The following is a 22,411-nucleotide window of genomic DNA, read 5'->3' on the forward strand; positions in this document are numbered from 1 at the left end:
GATACAATTTCAAAAAACCTCAAAATGCTTGCAGCTTTTGATCAATCCAAATTTTGAATATGAAATATTTCACTTGAAATACGTAAAAAAATGAGTCTTTGACATGGTTGTCCAATCTTCTTTAAGTAAAGGAACAATTTCGATTGCACTGGTACATGAAGCATTAAGTGCGGCTTATGCCAAAGGGCTAAATACTCAAATTATTTTGAATAAAGCTGGTATTCCTACTGAATTACTCATGACATCCAAAGCGCGTGTTCCAGTAGCAACGTATGCACAATTATGGATAGAACTTGCCAATGCCATGAACGACGAGTTTTTTGGTATGGATAGCCACCCTATGCGCCGTGGCAGCTATAAATTACTTACAAAACTCGTCAGTACGGCTGAAACTTTAGAAAAGGCTCTCTACGATATTTTGAATTTTTTTAATTTTGTGCTTGATGATATTCGTGGAGAGTTAATTCGAGAACAAGAAAAAGCTTATTTGGTCATTCGTGATCGTGAACAACCTAAACGTATGTTTACTTACGCAACCTTTTTAATGTTAGTACATGGGCTTATGTGTTGGCTGGTAGATCAACGAATTGGCTTAAACCGTATTACGGTACGTTGTCCAAAACCGAACGATATTCAAGATTATTTGGTACGCTTTTGTGAAGATATACAATTTAATGCCGAGACAAATCAGATTGAATTTGATGCCCACTATTTAGATATTAAAATTAAAAAAGATAAAAAAGCGCTTTATGATTTTTTAGAACAAACTCCGCAAAATCTTTTAGTTCGCTTTAAAAATGAAAATGCCTTGAGCGTTCTTATTCGTCGTCATTTATTAAAGCTTCACCCTGCTCAATGGCCCGAACTCAAAGATGTAGCACAGCAACTCAATATTTCAGAAGCTACTGTTCAACGTCGCCTCAAACATGAAGGGGTGAGTTATCAACAAATTAAAAATGAAATTCGCTGTGATATTGCGATTGAACGTTTAAGCAAAAGCAATGATTCAATACAAGACATTAGTGAAGACTTAAATTTCCATGACCCGAGTGCTTTTCACCGTGCATTTAAAAAATGGACAGGTGTTAGCCCCGGTGCTTATCGAGATAATTTAACTACACACAAGTAATAAAAATGGACTTAACGAAGCTTGAACTCTAGACTTAAGCTTATGATATTTATGTATTTTAAATTCAATATTTCAGATAAATGCATCATTTAAAGCTTAATAATATTCATAAAAACAGAGATTTATAATTTTATTCAAACTTTTATCTTTCAAACTGATTTACAAATCAAAATAACTAAGTTTATAGACCACTCAACACGTGAAAGGATGATCCATTATTTTATTTCGGTTCTATTTTTATCATGTCTTTAAAATCAAAATTTTCTCTACCAAAGACTTTGTTGGCATCAACATTGGGGTTTGTATTTGCTTCATCTACTTTTGCAGCAATTCCGACTACACTTAAACTTGATTACGCTTACTACGCACCAACTAGTTTAGTGGTCAAAGATCAAAAACTTCTCGAAAAAGCACTACCCAATACCCAAATTAAATGGGTTTTTAGTCAAGGTAGTAATCGTTCATTAGAATATCTCAACAGTAATAGTATCGATTTTGCTTCTACTGCTGGATTGGCTGCGGTATTAAGCCGAGCGAATGGTAGTCCAATTAAAACTGTTTATGTACAAAGCCAACCGGAATGGACCGCCCTTGTTGTCGCAAAAAACTCACCAATTAAAAGCCTAAAAGATTTAAAAGGTAAGAAAATTGCAGCTACTAAAGGAACAGATCCTTTCTTATTTACACTACAAGCATTAGAAACCGTAGGCTTAAGTAAACGCGATGTACAATTGGTTCATTTACAACACCCAGACGGTAAAACTGCATTAGAGCGTGGTCAAGTAGATGCTTGGGCTGGACTTGATCCATTAATGGCTTCAGCTCAAATTCAATCGGGCGCGAAATTACTTTATCGTAATGTTGGATTTAATAGCTATAGTGTATTGAGCGTTAAAGAAGACTTTGCAAAGCAAAGCCCTGAAGCGGTAGAAGCTGTGATTAAAGCCTATGAACAAGCTAGAAAATGGGCAAAAGCCAATCCAGATAAAGTAGCAGCACTTTTAGCACAAGAGTCCAAACTCCCTCTACCTGTGGCTAAACTACAACTGAGCCGGACCAACTTTGATCAAAGCATCCCATCAGCAACTCAAGCACAAGCACTAAAACGTTCTGGGAAAATTTTGACTGAAGAAGACTTAGTCAGAAAAGGAACCAATGTCAATCAAGTGGTTGATCAGTTATTAGATCCACGTTTTGCTCAAAAAGTCGTGAAATAGTATATGAGTGATTCACTTAACAAAGCTGAGCTAAATCATTTCCTAGCTCAGCAGGCTTTAAAATCTCAGAAAAAGCATCTAAACAACAAATTTACACGGTGGTTTAAAGCGCTACTCATTCCACTCATTTTTTTAGTGGGTTGTGAGTTTTTAGTCAGAAATGGCTATATCAATGCTTATCTGCTCCCTGCACCTTCGAGTTTATGGCAATCTTTTTTAGATTTAGCTCATAGCGACCTATTTGCCCATATTTATATTAGTACATGGCGTGTTCTATTCGGCTTTATCATAGGAAGTGGTTTAGGTTTAATTTTTGCGATTTGGGTTGGATTAAGTAAAGAGGCAGAAGCATATTTAGAACCGACCTTTTCAGCAATTAAATCGATCCCAAGTCTTGCTTGGATTCCACTGTTATTGCTTTGGTTAGGAATTGATGAAGGTTCTAAAATTACGCTTATTGCAATCGGAGCTTTTTTTCCAACCTATACCAATACAGTTGCAGCTATTCATAATGTAGATAAAAAGCTCATTGAAGTTGGAAAAGTTTATCGGCTCAATGCTTTTCAACGTGTTTTATCTATTATTTTACCGGCAGCATCTCCGGGCATTTTAACGGGTTTACGTAACAGCTTAAGCTTGTCTTGGATGTTTATGATTGCAGCTGAACTGATTGCAGCCACACAAGGGATTGGCTATTTACTCAGTGATGGCCGAGAAACGTCTCGACCTGATATTGTTATCATTGCAATTATTTTATTGGCACTATTGGGTAAAATAACCGATAGCTTAATGAAACTTACAGAAAACTGGTTATTACGTTGGCGTGATACGCTACAAAAATAACTTTAAATCCAGCGTGCCAAAGTGACTCGATCATTTTGGCCATAATCTTGAATGGTTTTTATCTCACTAAAACCATGCTCTGTGAAAATGCCTCGAACAGCTTGCCCCTGATCATAACCATGTTCAAGTACAATCCACCCTTGAGGTTTTAACCAGTTTTTCCCTTGAGCAATAATAATTTCAATATCAGCCAATCCCTGATGGTCTGCAACCAACGCACGGCGCGGTTCTGTTGCCAAAGCTTGCATGTGCTCATCTTCCGGGTCAATGTAGGGCGGATTAGAAACAATTAAATCAAATTGTTGTAGCTCTAATGCTTCAAACCAAGCACCGCAAGCAAACTTCACATGTTGCAAGCCATGTGTTTGTGCATTTTCTTTTGCAACTTCTAACGTAGGCGCATAAATATCTGTTGCTGTTACCTGCCAGTTCGGACGTTCACTTGCCAATGCAAGCGCAATTGCACCTGTCCCCGTTCCCAAATCCACAATATTTGCATTCTTTGGCAAATTTAGATTTAAAACAGTTTCAACCAAAACCTCAGTATCTGGTCGTGGCACTAAAGTATCTGACGTTACTTTTAAATCGAGCGTCCAAAATGGCTGCGAACCTGTCACATAGGCTAAAGGTTCACCATTTTGAATACGCTCAAGACCAGCCAAGTAGTCTTGCTCTTGCTGAGGTGTTAACTCTTGCTCAAGTCGAAACTTTAATTCGAGTGAATTGATTTTTAGAAAATGCTCAAGCAACCAAGCATTTTCCTGTCGTTCATAACTGTCAGGCTCACCACGAATTGCAAGCGCTTGAGCAATATTCATTAGCCGCCATTTTCCTGTGCAAGCATCGCAAGCTGATCTGCCTGATATTCACGATGTAAGCTATCGAGCAATTCAGTTAAATCACCTTCCATAATGGCATCTAACTTATATAAAGTTAGGTTAATACGGTGATCCGTCATACGCCCTTGTGGGTAGTTATAAGTACGGATACGTTCAGAACGGTCGCCAGAACCGACCAAATCACGGCGCATTTCAGAAGTCGCTGCATCAGCTGCTGCGCGTTTTGCATTTTCTAAACGCGATACTAACAATGCCATCGCTTTAGCTTTGTTCTTATGCTGTGAACGTTCTTCTTGGCACTCAACGACTGTACCCGTTGGAATGTGAGTAATACGCACTGCCGAATCGGTTTTGTTAATGTGCTGACCACCCGCACCTGACGCACGGTAAGTATCAATACGCAAATCTGCTGGGTTAATTTCAACGTTAGTATCAACATCAATTTCAGGCAGAATTGCCACTGTACAAGCCGATGTATGTACACGACCCTGTGATTCAGTTGCTGGCACACGTTGTACACGATGTGCGCCACTTTCAAACTTCAAACGTCCATATACGCCATCACCATCTACACGGCAAATGACTTCCTTAAAGCCGCCATGCTCACCTTCATTTTCAGAAAGGACTTCAATACGCCAACCTTGTGTCTCGGCATACTTGCTGTACATGCGGAACAAATCGCCTGAGAAAATTGCAGCTTCATCACCGCCCGTCCCTGCACGAATTTCTAAATACGCAGCATTAGAGTCATTTGGATCTTTTGGAATCATCAAAATATTGAGCTGGCTTTCTAATTCTTCAAGCAATGCTTTATTTGCTTGAATTTCTTCTTCTGCCATATCTTTAAAGTCGGGGTCCGACTTCATCATTTCAGCAGTTTCAATATCTTCTTCTGCTTGACGGTATTTGCCCCAAACTTCGGTAATTTCAGTTAAATCACTATGTTCACGAGACAGTTTACGGAAACGTTTGTTATCGGAAATCACTTCTGCATCTGCAAGCAATGCGGTAAGTTCTTCATGACGATCACAGAGTTGATCAAGACGTAAACGGAGTGACGCTTTCATAAGAGGAAATATCTCAAAAGTCCAAAAAACTTATCTAGATAAATATAAGAAGATAAGCCAAATCATAAAAATAGCGCATAGTTTACAGTTTATGCCGATTAAATGACATATGTAATCCTTTAAATCGTTAACTTTCCAAAGCCATAAGGATGTATAAATCTAATGATTCCAGATGAGATTTATTCATCAATCTAAGATTTTCTCTTATTGAAAACAAATAACTCGCTTTTTTAAATCCATATAATAAAAGAGACTTTATTTATAAAGCCTCTTTATGTTCTATAGTTATTTTAATTTTTCTAATAAAGTTTTACCGACAAGAACAGCCGAAGCTGGATTTTGTCCAGTAATAAGCTCACGATCCACCACTACATTTGGCGACCAAGCTTTCGTATTGCTTTGATATTTTGCTCCAAGTGACTCTAAAGCAGTTTGCGGATAGAACTTCATCTCACCGCCCTTTAACAAGCTCTTCGCTTGCTCTTCTTCTTGATTGCTAATTACCGTCATCCGGTACTTTTTATAAATCCATTCTCCAGTTTTGACTGTTCTACCTTGTTCAAGTTGCTTAATAGCTTCCGCAGCATGAGGTAAAGTTGACATCAGAGCAATAGGCCCATGACAAACCAAGGCTGTAGGCTTTCCTGCATTATGAAAAGCGTTAAGAACTTTACCAAGCTGTTTATCTTTTAACAGGTCTTGCATAGGCGCATGCCCACCCGGAATATATATGGCATCAAATTGATCTATACCAATTTGCTCAATACGCGCCAGACTTACAACTGGAGAGTCTTTAGGTGAAGTTAACTTTAGATCATGTAATAAACCAGCATACTTCTTTAATACTTTTTCATCTTGGTTAAAGTACATTGCACTATTTGAAGATTCATCTAACGTTGGAGCTTTCCCTTTTGGGGTGGCAAACGTTACGGTGTGCCCCGCATCTAAAAGCATTTTTGTAGGCTGCATCAATTCGTTAAGATAAAAACCCGTTTTAAAAACATGATTATTTTTTAGCTCTAGCTGATCTTCATCTGACAATACAATGAGTACATGAGCTGCATTTGCACTTAATGCTGCAGAAGCTGTAATCACTGCAAACATTATTTGATTCAACATCTTCATTATTTAACCTTCATTCCAAGCATTTGCTGGATTTATAACTAGGATGTATATATTCTATTTTTACCCCAAAGGTAGAAAAACAACTAAGTTTGCAAATCTTTTTTGCGTTTGAGGACAAAATGTCTCGTCAATTTGATCATCTTGCCGATGTCGAAATCTTTTTAATTGTGGCTGAGAAGCTTTCAATTAGTGCTGCTGCAATTGATTTATCTACCACACCTTCGGTGGTTAGTAGAACAATTACAAGACTCGAGAAAAAACTCGGTATACAGCTTTTTAGAAGAACCACACGCCATTTAAGCCTGACTGAAGCTGGTCAGCTTTACTATGAAAAAATGCAACATGCTTTTCAGTTAATTGACCATGCAGAACGCGTGGTTCAAGGTGAACAACTACAAATTTCTGGAAAAATTAAAATAAGTGTTCCTACCACTTATGGGCATTATCGTCTACCACCCTTATTAGAAAAATTTCTTCTGCAATATCCTGATATTCAAATTGAAGTCAGTATTTCTAATCGTAACGTTGATTTAATTGCTGAAGGTTTTGATTTAGCTATTCGTCAAGGACAACTACCTAACAGCACCCTTATTGCTAGGCCTTTAGAGCACGCACCTTTAAAACTTGTTGCCTCACCTTCTTATTTGAAACGCATGGGTATTCCAAAAAATTTGGATGAATTAAATCATCATCAATGCATTGCCTTTGAGTTACCGAGTAATGGAAAGGTCACTCCGTGGTTCTTTAAAGATATAAATCAAGAAATTCAGTGGATACCGACAAATCGAATTTTAGTAAAAGAAGATATTCTAGGAGTAGTATCTCTTGCTGAAAATGGTTTAGGAATATGCCAGAGTTACGAATTTATCGTTAATGAAAAAATTCAACAAGGAAAATTACAACCTCTACTTGAAACATACGCAGGTCATACCCGTCCCTTTTCTTTACTGTATGCACAACATAAACATATGTCTTCTGCCACAAGAGCTTTTATTGATTTTTTATGTTCAACTCATTGTAAATATACTTAAGAATATGAAATGAGAATCACTTTTTTCTATGTGGATATTAGATATTCTATTTTAATAGAAAACATACAAAGAAGACACTAAACTCTAATAATAGGATGATGGTTCTCCACATTTAAAGAGAAGTGTTTTGTTACATTTGCTGTAACGAAAGATATAAGGTCCTGTAACTTGGGACATGGAGTAAATGATGAAATTAAATGCTTTATTATGTAGTGCTGTTTTGGCTACTTCTATGATGACTGTAGCACATGCAGACAATACAACTCATGTAGCAGCTGCTTCTGCTTTAGGTAGTGTTGCTGGTACTGCTATTGGTAAAAGCATGGGTGGTACATCTGGTGCAACAATTGGTGCTGCTTTAGGTGGTGCTGGTGGTGCAGCAGTTGCAAGTGATCGTCGTCACCGTACAGAATCTGCAATTGGCGGTGGTTTAGGCGGTGGTGCTGGCTATACTGTTGGTAAAAGCATGGGTGGTACAAATGGCGGTTATATCGGTGCTGCTTTAGGTGCTGCAGGTGGTGGTGCTTTAGGTAATAAAATTGCTAAAGACCGTGATTATGATCGATCTTCTAAACACTGGAAGAAAAAACACCGTCATCACCACTAATTTTAGTGATGTAATTAATTTAAAAACACCTTCGGGTGTTTTTTTATGATTACCCTTTTGTCAAATACATATGTCGTGCTCATGATTTATTCACATCTTAATAGAAACAATACAAAGCAGACACAAAACTATTGTATCAGCATGAGCCTTCTCCATAATTTTCACGAAATTTTTAATTACATTTAGCTCAAGATATAAAGATTGCTCTTTAGCAAAATGAGCATGGAGTTCCAAAATGAAAATGAATATTTGGTTAGCAAGTGCATTAATCGCAACAACCTCTATGGTGTCAGTTGCACATGCAGATAATGGTACCCGTGTAGCGGCAACTTCTGCTCTAGGTAGTGTAGTAGGTACTGCAATCGGTAAAAGTATCGGTGGTACATCTGGCGCAACAATTGGTGCTGCTTTAGGTGGTGCTGGTGGTGCGGCGGCTGCAAGTGACCGTCGTAACCGTACAGAAGCGGCAATTGGTGGTGCTTTAGGTGGCGGCGCTGGTTATACCGTTGGTAAAAACATGGGTGGTACAAATGGTGGATACATCGGTGCAGCAGTGGGTGCAGCTGGTGGTTCTGCTTTAGGTCGTAAAGTTGGCCAAGATCGTAACTATGATGAACGTTATGACCGTCGATACGATCGTCGTTATGATCGTGATGACCGCCGCTATTACAATGATCGCGCTTACTATCGTCATGATAATGGCTTACACCGTGGTTGGTATAAACACCACTAATTGGTACACAGATATTAAAAAGCACCCTAGCGGTGCTTTTTTATTTGGGAGTGAAATTTATATCGAAAAAAACCGATATACATCACCCCATTTATATCGTATTATTTCGATATAACGTTTTTTGAGAATATCGCATGCGATCACTTCAAGACACCAAATTTTCAATTTTGGAACTTGCTCCCATACGTGATGATAAAACAATCGAGTTTTCATTACGTCATGCATTAGAGCTCGCCCAACATGCAGAAAAATTAGGTTATGACCGTTTTTGGCTTGCAGAACATCATAATATGGATGGAATTGCGAGTTCAGCAACAGCTGTTTTACTTGGTTTTATCGCGGCTCATACCCAGCGCATTCGTTTAGGTTCAGGTGGTATCATGCTACCAAACCATGCACCCTTAGTAGTAGCAGAACAATTCGGTACGTTAGCAACCTTATATCCAAATCGTATTGAGTTAGGTTTAGGTCGTGCACCAGGTACAGATCAAGTCACTATGCGTGCCTTACGTCGCGGGCATCAGGAAACGGAAGATCAATTTCCTAGAGATGTTGTTGAGATTTTGCAATATTTTAAAGCGCCTCAACCCGGCCAAAGAATTGTTGCAACTCCTGGACAAAATACTCATGTACCAGTCTGGTTATTAGGTTCAAGCTTATTTAGTGCCCAGTTGGCTGCGAGACTAGGATTGCCCTACTCATTTGCCTCTCATTTTGCCCCACGTATGCTTGGTCAAGCGATCGAACTTTATCGTGAAAATTTCGAACCTTCTGAATATTTGGACAAGCCTTATGTTTCCATGGGTGTACCTGTTGTGGTTGCCAATACAGATGAAGAAGCTCAGTTCTTGGCAACAAGTGCCTATCAACGTGTATTAGGATTAATCCGTGGTGAAAGTTTAAAACTTAAACCGCCAGTTACATCGATGCAGGGTCTATGGAACACAGCAGAACAGCTTTCTGTTGAAAATTTCTATACGATGGCCCAAATCGGCTCAACTGAAACAGTACGCTCAGGCTTAGAAAAGCTTTTAGCTACTTATGAAGTCGATGAGTTTATTTTTACTTGTGATGTCTATGATACTAATAAACGTTTAGAGAGCTTTACTCGATTAATGCAACTAAAATCAGCCAACTAGAACATACTCTGAATATCTCATGCTTGAGTCTATAGCAGGCATGAGATAACCACCTATCTGAAAATACTTTACCCAGCCCTCTTGCTTGGTTATTTATATTAAAACGATAAAAAATCATCATAAATGAAAACCAAAAGGACTTTTGGAAAATGAGTATTAAACTTAAAAATAATGTTGCCAAATCAACTACTTTTCAAAATGCAGTTCAGGATTTTGACGCCTTTACTGGTCAAATTCTTTTATCAAATACAATTAAAGAAAATGATTTTTCAAATTTAAATGTAGCGATTATTGGAACAGATCAGGAAACGGTAACGCACTTAGAAAAAATCTGCCAACAAGCAAAATTTGTAACTGTATTTCAAATTACTCCGCATTTTATTTTGCCTCATAGTCAAATCGGCATACACCGTCTCATTACCCACCCGCTTATTGCTAAAAATAGGAGGTTATTTAACAATCGTGTAAAAAGTATCTTAGCTCTACGTTTTCTTGAAACCCAAGTCAATGAAACATGGCTCAAACGTCTTTTGACACCTAATACTGCAAAAGCCAATAAAATATTTTTTAAATCTGATAGCTACTATGCTGCGCTACAAAGACCAAATTGCAAACTACAAGCTTGGCCAATTGTAAAAGTTACCGCTACAGCCATTTATAGTATGGATGGTACTCAACGCCCTGTAGATATCATTATTAGAACTACACCTTAAAAATAAAAAAAAAGCATGGTTGATAGACCATGCTTTATTTACTCATTTCAAATCATATCGAGTTAAATACCCCTGATCATCATAATGTAAGATGATGCGCTGAGACTTTTGTAACTCTGATAATGACTCGGTACTGACCATAAATTGTGAAGCCAATAACTCAACAGGACTATTCGGAGCTTTGCTGCGGCGATCATCACCATGAAATCTAAGCCAGTTATAACTCGCCCATAAAATCAAGACCAAAGCACTTACGGATATTAAAAGAAGTAAATGGAGGACTGTATTGACCTCAGAAATATGATCTACCCATACATAGTCATAGATGAGATGCCCTTCATAAAACCATAAAAATAATGAAACCAGTGGGAAAAACAGCCACATTAAACAAAACCAACCTACTGTTTGCAAAGTATAGTTTGCGGTTTTATTTTTCACATATTTAGGCTGATCAATATATTCTGGGATATCTAAAACTTCTATGTCATTATTTTGTTTATTTTTCATGAGTTATCTCCTCGAAAGCCTCGATCAGGACTTACCCAACGAGCACGCTTTTTGGTATTAAATATAGTTTTAGGGACTGCAACTACACTAGTAAATAACGTCAGTAGCCAGAAAAATAATGGATACCAAATTACCCAAAAATAATTTCTAAAAAGACGTCCACGGTCATAACGATGATCTATCCATAAACTTACTAAAAATTGGATGAGGCATGTTCCACCCAATATCACGCCATACCATTGGGGCATGAGTGAATTAATCTGCCACTGCTGAGGTAAATCAATAAAAAATCCGATTAAGAAAAGCAAGAAAATAAATATCATTACATACGACCAGACAATACTGACTAAAGCTTCAAGCATAACTGGCCACATACGGCGTAAACGGATTTTGAACATTTTTGGAATATATTCCAATAAGACTTCTACCCCACCTTGTGCCCAGCGTAAACGCTGCTTCCAAAGGCCTTTAAAAGTTTCAGGCATATAGATATAACAAAGTGCTTGAGGAATATATTGAATATCCCAATGGTCCATCTGAAGCTTCCAAGAGATATCAATATCTTCAGTAATTTTGTCATCAGACCAAAATCCAACACGGACTAAAGCAGTTTTTCTAAATGCAACAATTACACCCGATACTGTAAAAATACGACCATACGTACGCTGCGCCCGCTTAATCAATCCAATAATTGAAGAAAACTCACCAACCTGTAATTTCCCTAATATACTTGAACGGTTGAGAATTCTAGGATTTCCAGTGACGGCTCCAATACGAGGAAATTTTAGAAATGGCTGCATAAGCCAAAGTACAGCATGAGGATGTAGTAAAGCATCTCCATCAATACAAACTAAATATTCGTATTTACTTACTAAAACTCCCGATCTTAAAGCCACTGCCTTACCTTGGTTTTCCGCTAGGTGCACGACCCTTAATCGAGTATCCTGAGCTGCCAACTCATCAAGAATTTCTGCAGTTCTATCACTGCTACCATCATTGACAGCAATCACTTCAAAATTTGGATATTTTGTTTGTAAGGCATAACGAATAGTTTGCCTTACCTGAGCTTCTTCGTTAAAACAAGGAATAATAATGCTGCACCCTTCATTTGAAGGCTCAGGTAACTGCTGTTCATGGTATTCTCTTTTAAAGAAAAACCAGAGGCCACCTACCATCCATGTCCACGCCATAAGCAGAGGATATAAAAAGGCAAAAGCAAATAGAATATCGAGTAATACTCTCATTACTTTTTCCCCTCAGTTGCTAAACCAGCGAAGGGTTGATACATGACCGAACTCGAATTCAAGCTCATTGGGTTATATAAATACTCATGAACATTTTTTGAATTTTCAAAGGTATAACCGTCAACCCCAAATTTCTGAATACCTATGCGCTGAATATCAAAAAGGCCTTGTTGTACTTCTTGCCAAGCATTTCTCTGGTCATTTTCTGGCAATGTTAATGTCAGCATAATTCGTTGCTTGTATTTCGCATCAAGTGTATTTAAAAGTTCTAAGACATGTTTAAATTGTTTCTGCTTACCCACAACATTAAATTTTAGATTCACTAAATCATGTTGGGTTAATAGTGATTTTAAAAGCGCTGGCAATTGATCGATATGCTCTAAGTCAGGCGTAAGCAGCAGACTAAACTGGGCCTGATTACTCATATTCAAATAAGGCCTTGCAGCTTTTTGAGTCAGTTGACTCAGTTGTGATAATTGCTTTACTTGTTCAACACAGTTACTTTCTTTTATCGTTGCACTTTGCATAGCACAATTTAAAGCAGTTCCGGCATTAAGTTGAATACCACTTAAATTGCTATTAAAACGTGCTATATCTTTAGCTAAATCTGCCACCAAAAACGGTTTATTTTTTTGAGGATATACAGGTAACTCTAAAATGACCGCTTGTCCTGCACGAGTCTGTGCCTGCCATAGAGTACGGTTTAAGATATCTTGTTTAACCGGCATTTGAGTTGTTGGGAAATAAGCAACGTCATATTGCCCATCTCCATCTTGATCATCTAAAGGCTTCAATATCAGCGTATTGTTTTTTAAGCTATAAAGTTTGGATAACAATGCCCCTAATTTTTCATCTGACTGAGTATTGGTTGAAGCAGCTAATTGCTTTAAATCCATACTCACAAAATGTTTTGGCTGCTTATATAAATCTTTCTCTGCCGAGTTCAAGATATTGAGTAAGGTCTCAGACAATTGTTCAGCTGTAGAGTTATCCACCATAAGACTACGTTTAAAGGTAACGTCATTAATCTGATTTACCCCATCACGTCCTAAACTAAAAGAAAAAGTGAAACTTGCCTGTTGAGCTAGTTTTTCTAACTGCTGATTGACCGCACCATACGGCCATACAATTGCTTTCGGCTCTACACCCAATTCCTTTTTTAAAACATCATGAGATTTTTTTAAATCTTTTAAAATACGTTGCTGATATTCCACATCCGTTTCATAACGCGCTTGTGATTTTAAATACATATAAGAAGTTGCTGCGGGTTGTTCATTCCCTTGAGGGTTAGCAAGCACACCATGATGCAAATCATCACTATGACTCGCAAACTCAGCTAAGCCAGAAGCCTGCATTTCTCGTACTTGCTTCCAATTGACTAAGTTCCCTTGTCCATAGGCTTCATAGCCAGCTTTTGTATTACCGTTAAGCCAACTGGTTGGGAGTGCAAAAACTGCCGGAATCCGATATTGCTTGAGCAATGGAAATATACGACTGTAGCTACTTAAAGCACCATCATCAAAGGTTAACAAAATAGCATTATGAGGTAGTTCTTTACCTTGCTTACGAGCCTCTTCAATATCTTTCAGGCGAATTGGCTTCCAGTCAGATTGACTCAACCAGTCAAAGAATTGCGCTAAATTTTTAGTTTGAATTGCATAAATATCCCGATCGCCCTCTTTTAAAACATCATCTCTGACATCATGAAAAGTTAAAGAAACTGTATGATTTTTTGGTAAATCTTTTTCTATTTGGGCATATGTAAATTGCAGAGGTAACAATGTTGAAGCTAAAGCACAGCTCAACATTTTCGAAAATAAATTATTCATTAAAAACGCCCTTCAAATCCGAAAATACCATAGGTATGCTGTTCATCATGTCCATCGTAAGGATGGTATTGCCAACCAATTCCATAATTGAGTTGCCATGTACGTGATAGCTGCCATTGATGTTGATATTGCAAAGAATAGGTTGGCTTAGTGGAATAATCGGCTTGTTTATAAAGCCCCACTCCAGCTTCGAAATGCTGTTTAAATGAACGCTCATATTCACGCCAAGTCACCCAGTCATGGCTTAAGTTCAACTCCGCGCTGTAATGCGAACTTGGGCTAAAATAAGTAGTTTGATCTTGGCTATTACTGCCGTAAAAACCACGAACAGTGCCATAAGTAATGTGATGCGGCGCCGCAAATAGTCTTTCACGCCAAAAAGTTGAAAATTCTTGTTGTTTATTACCATCACTGATATCAGTCAGACCGTAACTTGCGCCAATTTGACGTGATTCATCTTTTTGCCATGTCAAAGCAGCTCGGTAAGATTGGCCATCTTCTCCCGCATCAATTGCCTGCAGAGGGATGTCAGCCTGGCTGTTATATTGCAATTGATACTGCCAGTGATCGTTTAACCACTGAGACCAATCAAGACGAACACCTGCTTGTCCGCCATCTGTACTTTGCGACAAGATCGCAGACAATGCCTTACGATTAGCTTGCCATTCGGCCCCGACACCATAGCGCTGGTTATGCACGTCACCAAAATTGTATTCACCATAACGATCTTGATGCCAAGCAAATAAACGATAATTATCCTTAATCCAAGGGCTATTAAGACGTGTTTCCATTTCACGGTCTTTTAAACCATTCTGCCTACTTACAGTATCACTATTGTCGGCCTTACTTTGGCCCCAAGTAGTTGAGTGTGAAATTGTGGCTCTATTACGATCATCCAACTCTTTGCGGCTTTTTATGACACCACTATCATCAGGATAATATTGCACTAAGTTTTGAGTGGTTTTCCGCCATGTCGGAATATCACCTAAAGCTTGAGCATTCTGCATTTCATTAATGCGAGTGTCTTTAGCAATCGGATCTATACCATTTAACCGGGAAATTGTTTTTTTTGCCTCTAGCGGTTTTTCTCTCCACCGTTCTACACGCGCAAGATTATTAATCAGGCTCTCATTCGCAGGTGCTTGCTCGACTGTTTTTTGAAAGTGCTGTTCAGCTTGATCCAGGTGATTAGCGTAGGCTAAATGCATCCCTTTTAAAGCAATATAATCATCACGATCAGGATGGCTTGTTTTATCTACACCCTTCGCCTGACTATATTTATAAGTCGGAATAAGATGATCAACTTTTGCCAAAAGCTGTTCAGCTTCCTTATATTTTTCCTGTTCAATATAGGAATAATACAATCCGGTATAGAGGATCATATCCGGATAATTTTTTTCGTTTAGAAGAGTCTTATAAGCAAGTTCAGCTTGCTTCGGCTTCTGCTCCGCCAAATAACTATCAGCAATTGCATGACGTACATATGCCGGTAATTTTTCGAGTGGAATATTCAACTGGGTGAAATTCTCTATAACCGCTTTTGAACGCCCTCTAAAATCTAGCGCATACAAATAATCGTAGTGAAACCTTAAATAGTTAGGGTTGTTTGGTGACATTTGCTGTTGTATTTTTTGCCCTTGTTCTAACACAGCATCTAATTCAGCATAGCTTTCTGCATCTGATAAGCCTTGGCGATTTAAATATTTATAGCGGGCAATTGCATTATTGACATGCTGAGAAAACTCACTGACTTGTAAAGTTTGCTGTAACTGCTCAGTTTGCTGATTTTTTTCGTTAACTTGAAGTAATTGCTGAGCTTTTTTATATGCCCCAATAGCAGCCAAGTCATAAACATACTCTTGCAAAACAGCTAAAGACTTAGAATTTTGCTGATAAGCTTGTTCAATTGTAGCTAAGGCCTCTACGGGCAAATTTATTAAACGGTAAGCATATGCAACCTGTACCAACTGATCAGTATTTAAACCTTTAATGTTGATATTTGATAACTGAGTTTTAGCATTCGTTGAGTCCTGAGCTTCACCATATAAAACCGATAGTAAGGTACGCCCATCGACTGATTTTTGAATATTAAGTTTATTTGACCAATCAATTGCTGTTTAAAATGTTTAAAATCACGAAAATTTCGAATTAAAGGTAACTTTGCATATTCAGGAAAATTCACATAATTAATATTTTCTAAAAAATTGGAAAAATTCGTCAGATCCTTTTTTTCACTTGACATAACAATTAAATAATCAGCAAGCAATTTTTGATCATACGGATAATGTTTTAACAATTGATCGAGTTGAGAAACAGCTTGTTGAGTTTGGCCTGCTCTATAATTTTGAACAGCTTGCTCACGCAGTACATCAACTTGAGCTGCGTATAAATGAATTGGTAAGAGATATACCAATGAAAAAACACATTTTTTTAGCATTTTGATAATCGGATAGTCCCATATCGAGATGGGAAATTATAGTTAAAAATGTGAAATGCATCACAATAACTAAATAACAAGCGATAGAGTTAACAAATGGAAAATGTGTAGAAAAAAAGTATTTGTTTATTTAAAAAATAATTAAAAACAACTATTTATTAAAATATAGATTATTGTTTTATATACATTTCTTTTCAAAAAGCTTATTTTATCTCACAAACTCCCTATAAAAAATTTACACGCTGATAACTAATCAGAAACTATTTATTAACTTAGCGTTTTATATTTAAAACTTTTATTTTCAATATGTATTGAAAATAAAAACCATTCAATTCCAATATATATTAATATTATTCAAATTGAATGGTTTAAATAAATATTTGATTTAATTAACCGATACGTCGTTTTAAACCAGTCATTTGTAAAATACGAGTAGAAATTTCTTCAATTGACATTTCAGTTACATTTAAATATTTAATACCTTCTGAAATATAAATACCTTCAATCGCTCTTAATTCCATTTGGCACTGGCTAAAACTTGCGTATCGACTATTCGCTTTACGCTCACTTCGAATCGCCACTAAACGTTCTGCATCAATCATTAAACCAAAGAGCTTACTACGGTGTTCTCTTAATACTGCTGGTAAACGGTTATCATCTAAATCTTCTTCGGTTAAAGGATAGTTAGCAACACGAATACCAAACTGTAAAGATAGATAAATAGAAGTCGGAGTTTTTCCGGAACGAGACACACCAATTAAAATTAAATCAGCTTTGTCATAGTGTCGGGTGCGTGCCCCATCATCGTTATCAAGTGCAAAGTGAACAGCATCAATACGGGCTTTATAATATTCAGAGTCAGTTACCGCATGTGTTTGCCCAACCAGTGTGGTTGGTGGTGTACCGAGCTCCTGCTCTAGCTTACTAATTAATCCTTCAAACACATCCAGATTAACTGCTTTAGCCGTATTAATAATTTCTCGTACATGCGGATCAACTAAAGTATCAAATACTAATGGTAAACATCCATCTCTGGTTTGACATTTATTAATCTCAACCACAACTGCCATTGCTGCCTCTTCAGTTGTAATATAAGGCATGATGTGAATATCAAAATCTACATTAGGAAATTGGGCTAATAACGAATGTCCAAGGGTCTCGGCAGTAATCGCAGTTCCATCAGAAATAAAAAAAACACTCCGCTTAAATTGTTTACTTTCTGACATTAAAATTCTCCTTAAACATTTGTCTTAGTGCTATATAATCTTTATAGTAAACTGATCTTACATGACTGTCGCTTAGTAAAATTCTCAACTAAGCACTTTATTTTTTTAATTTCATGCCAAGATAGACATTAATACTGCAAAAGTGGAGTGAAAACTTTGGAAGCGCGCGTAATCGGTCTAGAAAAATTAGGGAAACACGATGTCGAACTCGTAGGTGGGAAAAACTCATCTTTGGGTGAAATGATCAGCCATTTATCAAATGCTGGTGTATCGGTACCTGGTGGTTTTGCAACAACTGCACAGGCCTATCGTGAGTTCTTAGACCAAAGCGGTCTTAACGCTCGAATTCAAGCAGAACTTGCACAGCTTAACGTTGATGACGTAAATGCACTTGCAGAAACAGGCGCTAAAATTCGTCAATGGATTGTAGAGACTCCACTCACTGCAACCTTAGAACAAGAAATTCGCGCCGCTTTTACAGAACTTTCTAACGGCAACCCTGATATCGCGGTTGCCGTTCGTTCATCTGCAACTGCTGAAGATTTACCAGATGCATCTTTCGCGGGTCAACAAGAAACTTTCTTGAATATTCGCGGTATTGATAACGTACTTATCGCCATCAAAGAAGTATTTGCTTCTTTATATAATGACCGTGCTATTTCTTATCGTGTACACCAAGGCTTCGATCATGATGTTGTCGCATTATCTGCGGGTGTTCAACGTATGGTCCGTTCTGAAACTGGCGCTGCGGGTGTAATGTTTACCCTAGATACCGAGTCTGGTTTCCGTGATGTCGTATTCATTACTGCATCTTACGGTTTAGGTGAAATGGTTGTGCAAGGTGCGGTTAACCCTGATGAATTCTACCTTTCTAAACCATTATTAAATGCTGGAAAACATGCGGTATTACGCCGTAATCTTGGCTCAAAGCACCAGAAAATGATTTATGGTGAAGAAGGCTCAGCAGGTAAGTCTGTTGTTGTTGTCGACGTTGAAAAACAAGAACGTCAACAGTTCGCATTAAATGATCATGAATTACAAGAGTTAGCTAAACAAGCGCTTATTATTGAGCAACATTATGGCGCTCCGATGGATATTGAATGGGCAAAAGATGGTGACGATGGTCAAATCTATATTGTTCAAGCTCGTCCTGAAACCGTAAAAAGCCGCCAAAATGTTGGCACAATGGAACGTTACCTACTCAAGCAAAAAGGTACTGTACTTTGTGAAGGCCGTTCAATTGGGCAGCGTATCGGTTCTGGTAAAGTCCGTATTGTTAACTCAATTAAAGAAATGGACAAAGTACAAGACGGTGACGTACTTGTATCAGACATGACTGACCCAGATTGGGAACCTGTAATGAAACGTGCTGCGGCTATCATCACTAACCGTGGTGGTCGTACGTGTCATGCTGCAATTATTGCTCGTGAACTTGGTGTACCAGCAATTGTAGGTTGTGGTAACGCAACTGAAGTATTAACTGATGGTCAAGAAGTTACTGTTTCTTGTGCTGAAGGTGACACTGGTTTCATCTATGAAGGTGCATTAGATTTTGAAGTTCAGCGTAACTCTATTGAATCTATGCCTAAACTTTCATTCAAAATCATGATGAACGTAGGTAACCCTGACCGTGCCTTTGACTTTGCTCAAATTCCAAACGAAGGTATTGGTCTTGCTCGTTTAGAGTTCATTATTAACCGAATGATTGGGGTCCATCCTAAAGCCCTTCTTAACATTGAAAGCTTACCTCGTGAAACTCGTGCTGCTGTAATGACACGTACAGCTGGCTATGCATCACCTGTAGAATTCTATGTTGAAAAACTAGTTGAAGGCATTGCAACACTTGCAGCTGCTTTTGCTGACAAACCAGTCATTGTTCGTATGTCTGACTTTAAGTCAAACGAATATGCGAATCTTATTGGCGGTAAGTTATACGAGCCAGAAGAAGAAAACCCAATGCTTGGTTTCCGCGGTGCAAGCCGTTATGTTTCGGACAACTTCCGTGATTGTTTCGAACTTGAATGCCGCGCGCTTAAAAAAGTTCGTGATGAAATGGGTTTAACCAATATCCAAATCATGATTCCATTTGTGCGTACAGTATCTGAAGCAAAACGCGTGATTGAGTTGTTGGCTCAAAATGGCTTGAAGCGCGGCGAGAATGGCTTAAAAGTCATCATGATGTGTGAATTACCAACTAACGCATTATTAGCTGAACAATTTCTTGAACACTTCGATGGTTTCTCTATCGGCTCTAACGATTTAACTCAATTAACACTTGGTCTTGATCGTGACTCTGGTATTGTTTCTCACTTATTCGATGAGCGCGATGCTGCTGTAAAAGCTCTTCTTTCTATGGCAATTCATGCTTGTCGTAAAGCCGGTAAATATGTCGGTATTTGCGGTCAAGGACCATCTGACCACCCTGACCTTGCAAAATGGCTAATGGAACAAGGTATTGAATCAGTGTCTTTAAACCCTGACTCAGTTTTAGATACATGGTTCTTCCTTGCTGAAGAAAAAATCAAGCAAATCTAATTTGTTATAGAAAAAGACCCATCCGTGGGTCTTTTTTCATCTTTAGAATAGAGAATTTTTACTTATGCAAATTTACTTGGCACGTAATAATCAACAAGCTGGGCCTTATACCTTAGAGCAACTAAATCAGATGTTGGCAAGCCAACAAGTTTTACTTACTGATTTAGCTTGGCATGAAGGCATGACAGAATGGAAAGCTTTAGGAGAATTAACCCAAGGTAAACTTGTATATCAACCTATGGGTTATTCCGCTTTTTCAGCAAATACAAATACGCCTTATAACGAGACTATCCAGCAAATTCGAGTCGAGACTAAGACACATGAACTTGCTTCAATTTCATCTCGTGCGCTTGCAAAAATTATTGACTTATTACTTTGGCTACCTATTGCAGCCATTCCGTCTTTTTTCTTTAACGAAGCTCAATATAAACAACTTTTTGAGTTACAAAAACAGATGCAGTCTGCTGAAGTTGCATCAACCAAAGCAGCTGAACTTCAGCAGCAGCTTTTTACACTAATTCCAGTGGAAGCGTGGCATACAATGTTACTTTATGTAGTAATAATGCTCGCTATTCAAGCATTTTTGTTGACCAAGTTTGGGCAAAGTATTGGTAAAAAAATTGTCGGAATTAAAATTGTCGATGCTGAAACTAATGGTAAAGTTAATCTAACACGTATCTTCTTACTCAGAAGTATCGTTTTCATTATATTAAACTTACTATTTATGCCAATTAGTACAATTATTGACTATGCTTTTGCATTAGGACAAAAGCGACAGGCTTTACATGACAAAATTGCAAGAACAAAAGTGATCAAATGACAGTGAATGACTGATTCATTTAATGTCTAAAAAAAAGGAGGCGCCCCGCCTCCTTTTTTCTATAGAGAGTTGATATTTAAATAAAAGCTCCATCATAATTCGATACCCTACAAAAAAAATCGGGTTTTAAAACAATTATTTCAAGCTGCTTTACATGTAGCTTAGTTTGTCGATATGAGGCATAATGCCCTACAACGTAGCGGTGTCGCATCATTGAGAAGTCTAAATTTTAAGACTAGCGTTCTCAATCATGCGACACTTTAATCGCTATCCCATATTTAATTAGGGAATGGGACTCTTCACCGAGGTTGTAAAATGAGACAAACGATTTTAGCTGTATTGTCTTTATCAACGCTTGCCGCACTTTTGACTGGGTGTGGTGGTGATATGGTACTTCTAAACTCTAAAGGTCCAGTTGGTCAAGGTCAAAGTGACCTTATGATGACTGCGATCTATTTAATGTTACTCGTGGTGATTCCTTCAATCATCATGGCATTATGGTTTGGTTGGAAATATCGTGCGTCAAATAAAGATGCAGACTATAAACCTACATGGGCACACTCAACTGCAATTGAAGTTGTAGTATGGGGTATCCCTGTCATTATTATTGGTATTTTAGCTTGGTTAACTTGGTGGGGTTCCCACAAGTATGACCCATACCGTCCTTTAGAATCAGATAAAGCACCTTTAACTATTCAGGTTATTGCTGAACAGTTCAAGTGGATTTTTATTTATCCTGAACAAAACATTGCGACTGTTAACGAAGTACGTTTCCCAGAAAAAACTCCGTTAAGTTTCAAAATCACGTCTAACTTCACAATGAACTCATTCTTCATTCCGCAGTTAGGTGGCCAGATTTACGCAATGGCAGGTATGCAAACTCACCTTCATTTGTTAGCAAATGAAACTGGTGTATATCGTGGTTTCTCTTCTAACTACTCAGGCTATGGTTTCTCTCAAATGCGTTTCAAAGCGCATAGCGTTACAGAGCAACAATTCAACGAATGGGTAGCAGCAGTTAAAGCTGGTAATGGTTCAACTATTAATCCAGAAGCAGTGCAAAAAGCTACGCTTGACCAAGCTGAATTGGCAACCTTACGTGATGGCGATCGTTCTAAGCACCAAATCGAGCATTTAGTCAATCGTGCTAAAGCTGCTGGTGATCAAGAAGCGCTTGCTAAAGCAGAAGCGATGAAACCGTTCCCGACTAAGCCACACCCTGTGACTTATTACTCTTCAGTTGAACCAAAACTGTTTGAAACAGTTATCAACCATTATATGAGTAACTATCATGGTGCTGACCACTCTGCTGGGCATGCAACAGCAGAAACTCATGCTGCAGCTGAACACGCTGCTCAAGGGGAATAAGA

The 22,411-nt window shown here is 38.0% G+C and carries 18 protein-coding genes and 1 pseudogene; 11 read left to right on the forward strand and 8 right to left on the reverse strand.

What is annotated here, in order from left to right; all coding sequences use genetic code 11:
- The first annotated feature begins 103 nt into the window (after positions 1 to 103).
- The 3 genes from MKL35_RS11415 to MKL35_RS11425 all read left to right on the forward strand — a co-directional run bounded on the left by MKL35_RS11415 (position 104) and on the right by MKL35_RS11425 (position 3,189).
- Positions 104 to 1,129, forward strand: coding sequence for an AraC family transcriptional regulator (locus tag MKL35_RS11415; RefSeq protein ID WP_002049325.1), 1,026 nt, complete (start codon positions 104 to 106; stop codon positions 1,127 to 1,129).
- A 242-nt stretch (positions 1,130 to 1,371) separates the two neighbouring features.
- Positions 1,372 to 2,346: an aliphatic sulfonate ABC transporter substrate-binding protein gene (locus MKL35_RS11420; protein WP_016804200.1), complete on the forward strand. Its 975-nt coding sequence runs from the start codon at positions 1,372 to 1,374 to the stop codon at positions 2,344 to 2,346.
- Between the two features lie 3 nt (positions 2,347 to 2,349).
- Entirely contained in the window at positions 2,350 to 3,189 is an 840-nt protein-coding gene (locus MKL35_RS11425) for an ABC transporter permease (RefSeq protein ID WP_016804201.1), read from the forward strand.
- Between the two features lie 2 nt (positions 3,190 to 3,191).
- Here MKL35_RS11425 and prmC read toward each other — a convergent pair whose 3' ends face one another.
- From prmC to MKL35_RS11440, 3 genes are all read right to left on the reverse strand, one after another.
- The gene (prmC, locus tag MKL35_RS11430; RefSeq protein ID WP_032010708.1) at positions 3,192 to 4,007 is read right to left on the reverse strand and encodes a peptide chain release factor N(5)-glutamine methyltransferase; all 816 of its coding nucleotides are present in this window, start codon (positions 4,005 to 4,007) and stop codon (positions 3,192 to 3,194) included.
- Positions 4,007 to 5,095 carry a peptide chain release factor 1 gene (gene prfA / locus MKL35_RS11435; protein WP_002049300.1) on the reverse strand — a complete coding sequence of 363 codons (1,089 nt, stop codon included), beginning with the start codon at positions 5,093 to 5,095 and terminating at the stop codon, positions 4,007 to 4,009. The genes prmC and prfA overlap by 1 nt, the downstream gene beginning before the upstream one ends.
- Before the next feature lie 285 nt (positions 5,096 to 5,380).
- Positions 5,381 to 6,220: a type 1 glutamine amidotransferase domain-containing protein gene (locus MKL35_RS11440; protein ID WP_031946895.1), complete on the reverse strand. Its 840-nt coding sequence runs from the start codon at positions 6,218 to 6,220 to the stop codon at positions 5,381 to 5,383.
- Positions 6,221 to 6,339: 119 nt separating this feature from the next.
- On the opposite strand from MKL35_RS11440, the gene MKL35_RS11445 reads away from it, so the two are divergent.
- From MKL35_RS11445 to MKL35_RS11465, 5 genes are all read left to right on the forward strand, one after another.
- Positions 6,340 to 7,251: a LysR family transcriptional regulator gene (locus MKL35_RS11445; RefSeq protein WP_016804204.1), complete on the forward strand. Its 912-nt coding sequence runs from the start codon at positions 6,340 to 6,342 to the stop codon at positions 7,249 to 7,251.
- Positions 7,252 to 7,438: 187 nt separating this feature from the next.
- Entirely contained in the window at positions 7,439 to 7,858 is a 420-nt protein-coding gene (locus MKL35_RS11450; RefSeq protein WP_004708063.1) for a hypothetical protein, read from the forward strand.
- 235 nt (positions 7,859 to 8,093) lie between these two features.
- Entirely contained in the window at positions 8,094 to 8,591 is a 498-nt protein-coding gene (locus MKL35_RS11455; RefSeq protein WP_004708061.1) for a hypothetical protein, read from the forward strand.
- A gap of 134 nt (positions 8,592 to 8,725) precedes the next feature.
- Positions 8,726 to 9,730 (forward strand): LLM class flavin-dependent oxidoreductase, encoded by a 1,005-nt coding sequence (locus tag MKL35_RS11460; protein ID WP_031983409.1) that lies wholly within the window; start codon positions 8,726 to 8,728, stop codon positions 9,728 to 9,730.
- 149 nt (positions 9,731 to 9,879) lie between these two features.
- A complete protein-coding gene (locus tag MKL35_RS11465; RefSeq protein ID WP_032010707.1) occupies positions 9,880 to 10,443 on the forward strand; it encodes a hypothetical protein in 564 nt (187 codons plus the stop codon).
- 42 nt (positions 10,444 to 10,485) lie between these two features.
- Here MKL35_RS11465 and pgaD read toward each other — a convergent pair whose 3' ends face one another.
- From pgaD to ppsR, 5 genes and pseudogenes are all read right to left on the reverse strand, one after another.
- Complete coding sequence (pgaD, locus tag MKL35_RS11470; protein WP_032010705.1) at positions 10,486 to 10,950, reverse strand: poly-beta-1,6-N-acetyl-D-glucosamine biosynthesis protein PgaD; 465 nt, start codon at positions 10,948 to 10,950, stop codon at positions 10,486 to 10,488.
- Positions 10,947 to 12,194, reverse strand: a complete 1,248-nt coding sequence (gene pgaC, locus MKL35_RS11475) for a poly-beta-1,6-N-acetyl-D-glucosamine synthase (RefSeq protein ID WP_032010704.1) — start codon at positions 12,192 to 12,194, stop codon at positions 10,947 to 10,949. Before pgaC ends, pgaD begins: the two co-directional genes overlap by 4 nt.
- Complete coding sequence (pgaB, locus tag MKL35_RS11480; RefSeq protein ID WP_032010702.1) at positions 12,194 to 14,023, reverse strand: poly-beta-1,6-N-acetyl-D-glucosamine N-deacetylase PgaB; 1,830 nt, start codon at positions 14,021 to 14,023, stop codon at positions 12,194 to 12,196. The genes pgaC and pgaB overlap by 1 nt, the downstream gene beginning before the upstream one ends.
- A pseudogene (pgaA, locus tag MKL35_RS11485) lies at positions 14,023 to 16,460 on the reverse strand (poly-beta-1,6 N-acetyl-D-glucosamine export porin PgaA). The gene pgaB and the pseudogene pgaA overlap by 1 nt, the downstream one beginning before the upstream one ends.
- Positions 16,461 to 16,849: 389 nt before the next feature.
- On the reverse strand, positions 16,850 to 17,686 hold the full coding sequence (gene ppsR, locus MKL35_RS11490) for a posphoenolpyruvate synthetase regulatory kinase/phosphorylase PpsR (RefSeq protein ID WP_000004354.1): 837 nt from the start codon (positions 17,684 to 17,686) through the stop codon (positions 16,850 to 16,852).
- Between the two features lie 147 nt (positions 17,687 to 17,833).
- On the opposite strand from ppsR, the gene ppsA reads away from it, so the two are divergent.
- The 3 genes from ppsA to cyoA all read left to right on the forward strand — a co-directional run bounded on the left by ppsA (position 17,834) and on the right by cyoA (position 22,409).
- Positions 17,834 to 20,221, forward strand: coding sequence for a phosphoenolpyruvate synthase (ppsA, locus tag MKL35_RS11495; protein ID WP_170318176.1), 2,388 nt, complete (start codon positions 17,834 to 17,836; stop codon positions 20,219 to 20,221).
- Between the two features lie 64 nt (positions 20,222 to 20,285).
- Positions 20,286 to 21,041, forward strand: a complete 756-nt coding sequence (locus tag MKL35_RS11500; protein ID WP_032010699.1) for an RDD family protein — start codon at positions 20,286 to 20,288, stop codon at positions 21,039 to 21,041.
- Between the two features lie 315 nt (positions 21,042 to 21,356).
- Positions 21,357 to 22,409: a ubiquinol oxidase subunit II gene (cyoA, locus tag MKL35_RS11505; RefSeq protein ID WP_002049341.1), complete on the forward strand. Its 1,053-nt coding sequence runs from the start codon at positions 21,357 to 21,359 to the stop codon at positions 22,407 to 22,409.
- Positions 22,410 to 22,411 lie beyond the last annotated feature (2 nt).

Origin of the sequence: Acinetobacter sp. AOR41_HL (assembly GCF_027854645.1) — a bacterium.
Classification (GTDB): domain Bacteria; phylum Pseudomonadota; class Gammaproteobacteria; order Pseudomonadales; family Moraxellaceae; genus Acinetobacter; species Acinetobacter nosocomialis.

Coding starts and splice junctions, on each gene's coding strand:
- cyoA (WP_002049341.1), top strand. CDS start 21,357: ATGAGACAAACGATTTTAGCTGTATTGTCTTTATCAACGCTTGCCGCA.
- ppsR (WP_000004354.1), bottom strand. CDS start 17,686: ATGTCAGAAAGTAAACAATTTAAGCGGAGTGTTTTTTTTATTTCTGAT.
- MKL35_RS11500 (WP_032010699.1), top strand. CDS start 20,286: ATGCAAATTTACTTGGCACGTAATAATCAACAAGCTGGGCCTTATACC.
- MKL35_RS11445 (WP_016804204.1), top strand. CDS start 6,340: ATGTCTCGTCAATTTGATCATCTTGCCGATGTCGAAATCTTTTTAATT.
- pgaC (WP_032010704.1), bottom strand. CDS start 12,194: ATGAGAGTATTACTCGATATTCTATTTGCTTTTGCCTTTTTATATCCT.
- MKL35_RS11450 (WP_004708063.1), top strand. CDS start 7,439: ATGAAATTAAATGCTTTATTATGTAGTGCTGTTTTGGCTACTTCTATG.
- MKL35_RS11465 (WP_032010707.1), top strand. CDS start 9,880: ATGAGTATTAAACTTAAAAATAATGTTGCCAAATCAACTACTTTTCAA.
- MKL35_RS11460 (WP_031983409.1), top strand. CDS start 8,726: ATGCGATCACTTCAAGACACCAAATTTTCAATTTTGGAACTTGCTCCC.
- pgaB (WP_032010702.1), bottom strand. CDS start 14,023: ATGAATAATTTATTTTCGAAAATGTTGAGCTGTGCTTTAGCTTCAACA.
- MKL35_RS11420 (WP_016804200.1), top strand. CDS start 1,372: ATGTCTTTAAAATCAAAATTTTCTCTACCAAAGACTTTGTTGGCATCA.
- MKL35_RS11440 (WP_031946895.1), bottom strand. CDS start 6,220: ATGAAGATGTTGAATCAAATAATGTTTGCAGTGATTACAGCTTCTGCA.
- MKL35_RS11425 (WP_016804201.1), top strand. CDS start 2,350: ATGAGTGATTCACTTAACAAAGCTGAGCTAAATCATTTCCTAGCTCAG.
- prfA (WP_002049300.1), bottom strand. CDS start 5,095: ATGAAAGCGTCACTCCGTTTACGTCTTGATCAACTCTGTGATCGTCAT.
- MKL35_RS11415 (WP_002049325.1), top strand. CDS start 104: ATGGTTGTCCAATCTTCTTTAAGTAAAGGAACAATTTCGATTGCACTG.
- prmC (WP_032010708.1), bottom strand. CDS start 4,007: ATGAATATTGCTCAAGCGCTTGCAATTCGTGGTGAGCCTGACAGTTAT.
- MKL35_RS11455 (WP_004708061.1), top strand. CDS start 8,094: ATGAAAATGAATATTTGGTTAGCAAGTGCATTAATCGCAACAACCTCT.
- pgaD (WP_032010705.1), bottom strand. CDS start 10,950: ATGAAAAATAAACAAAATAATGACATAGAAGTTTTAGATATCCCAGAA.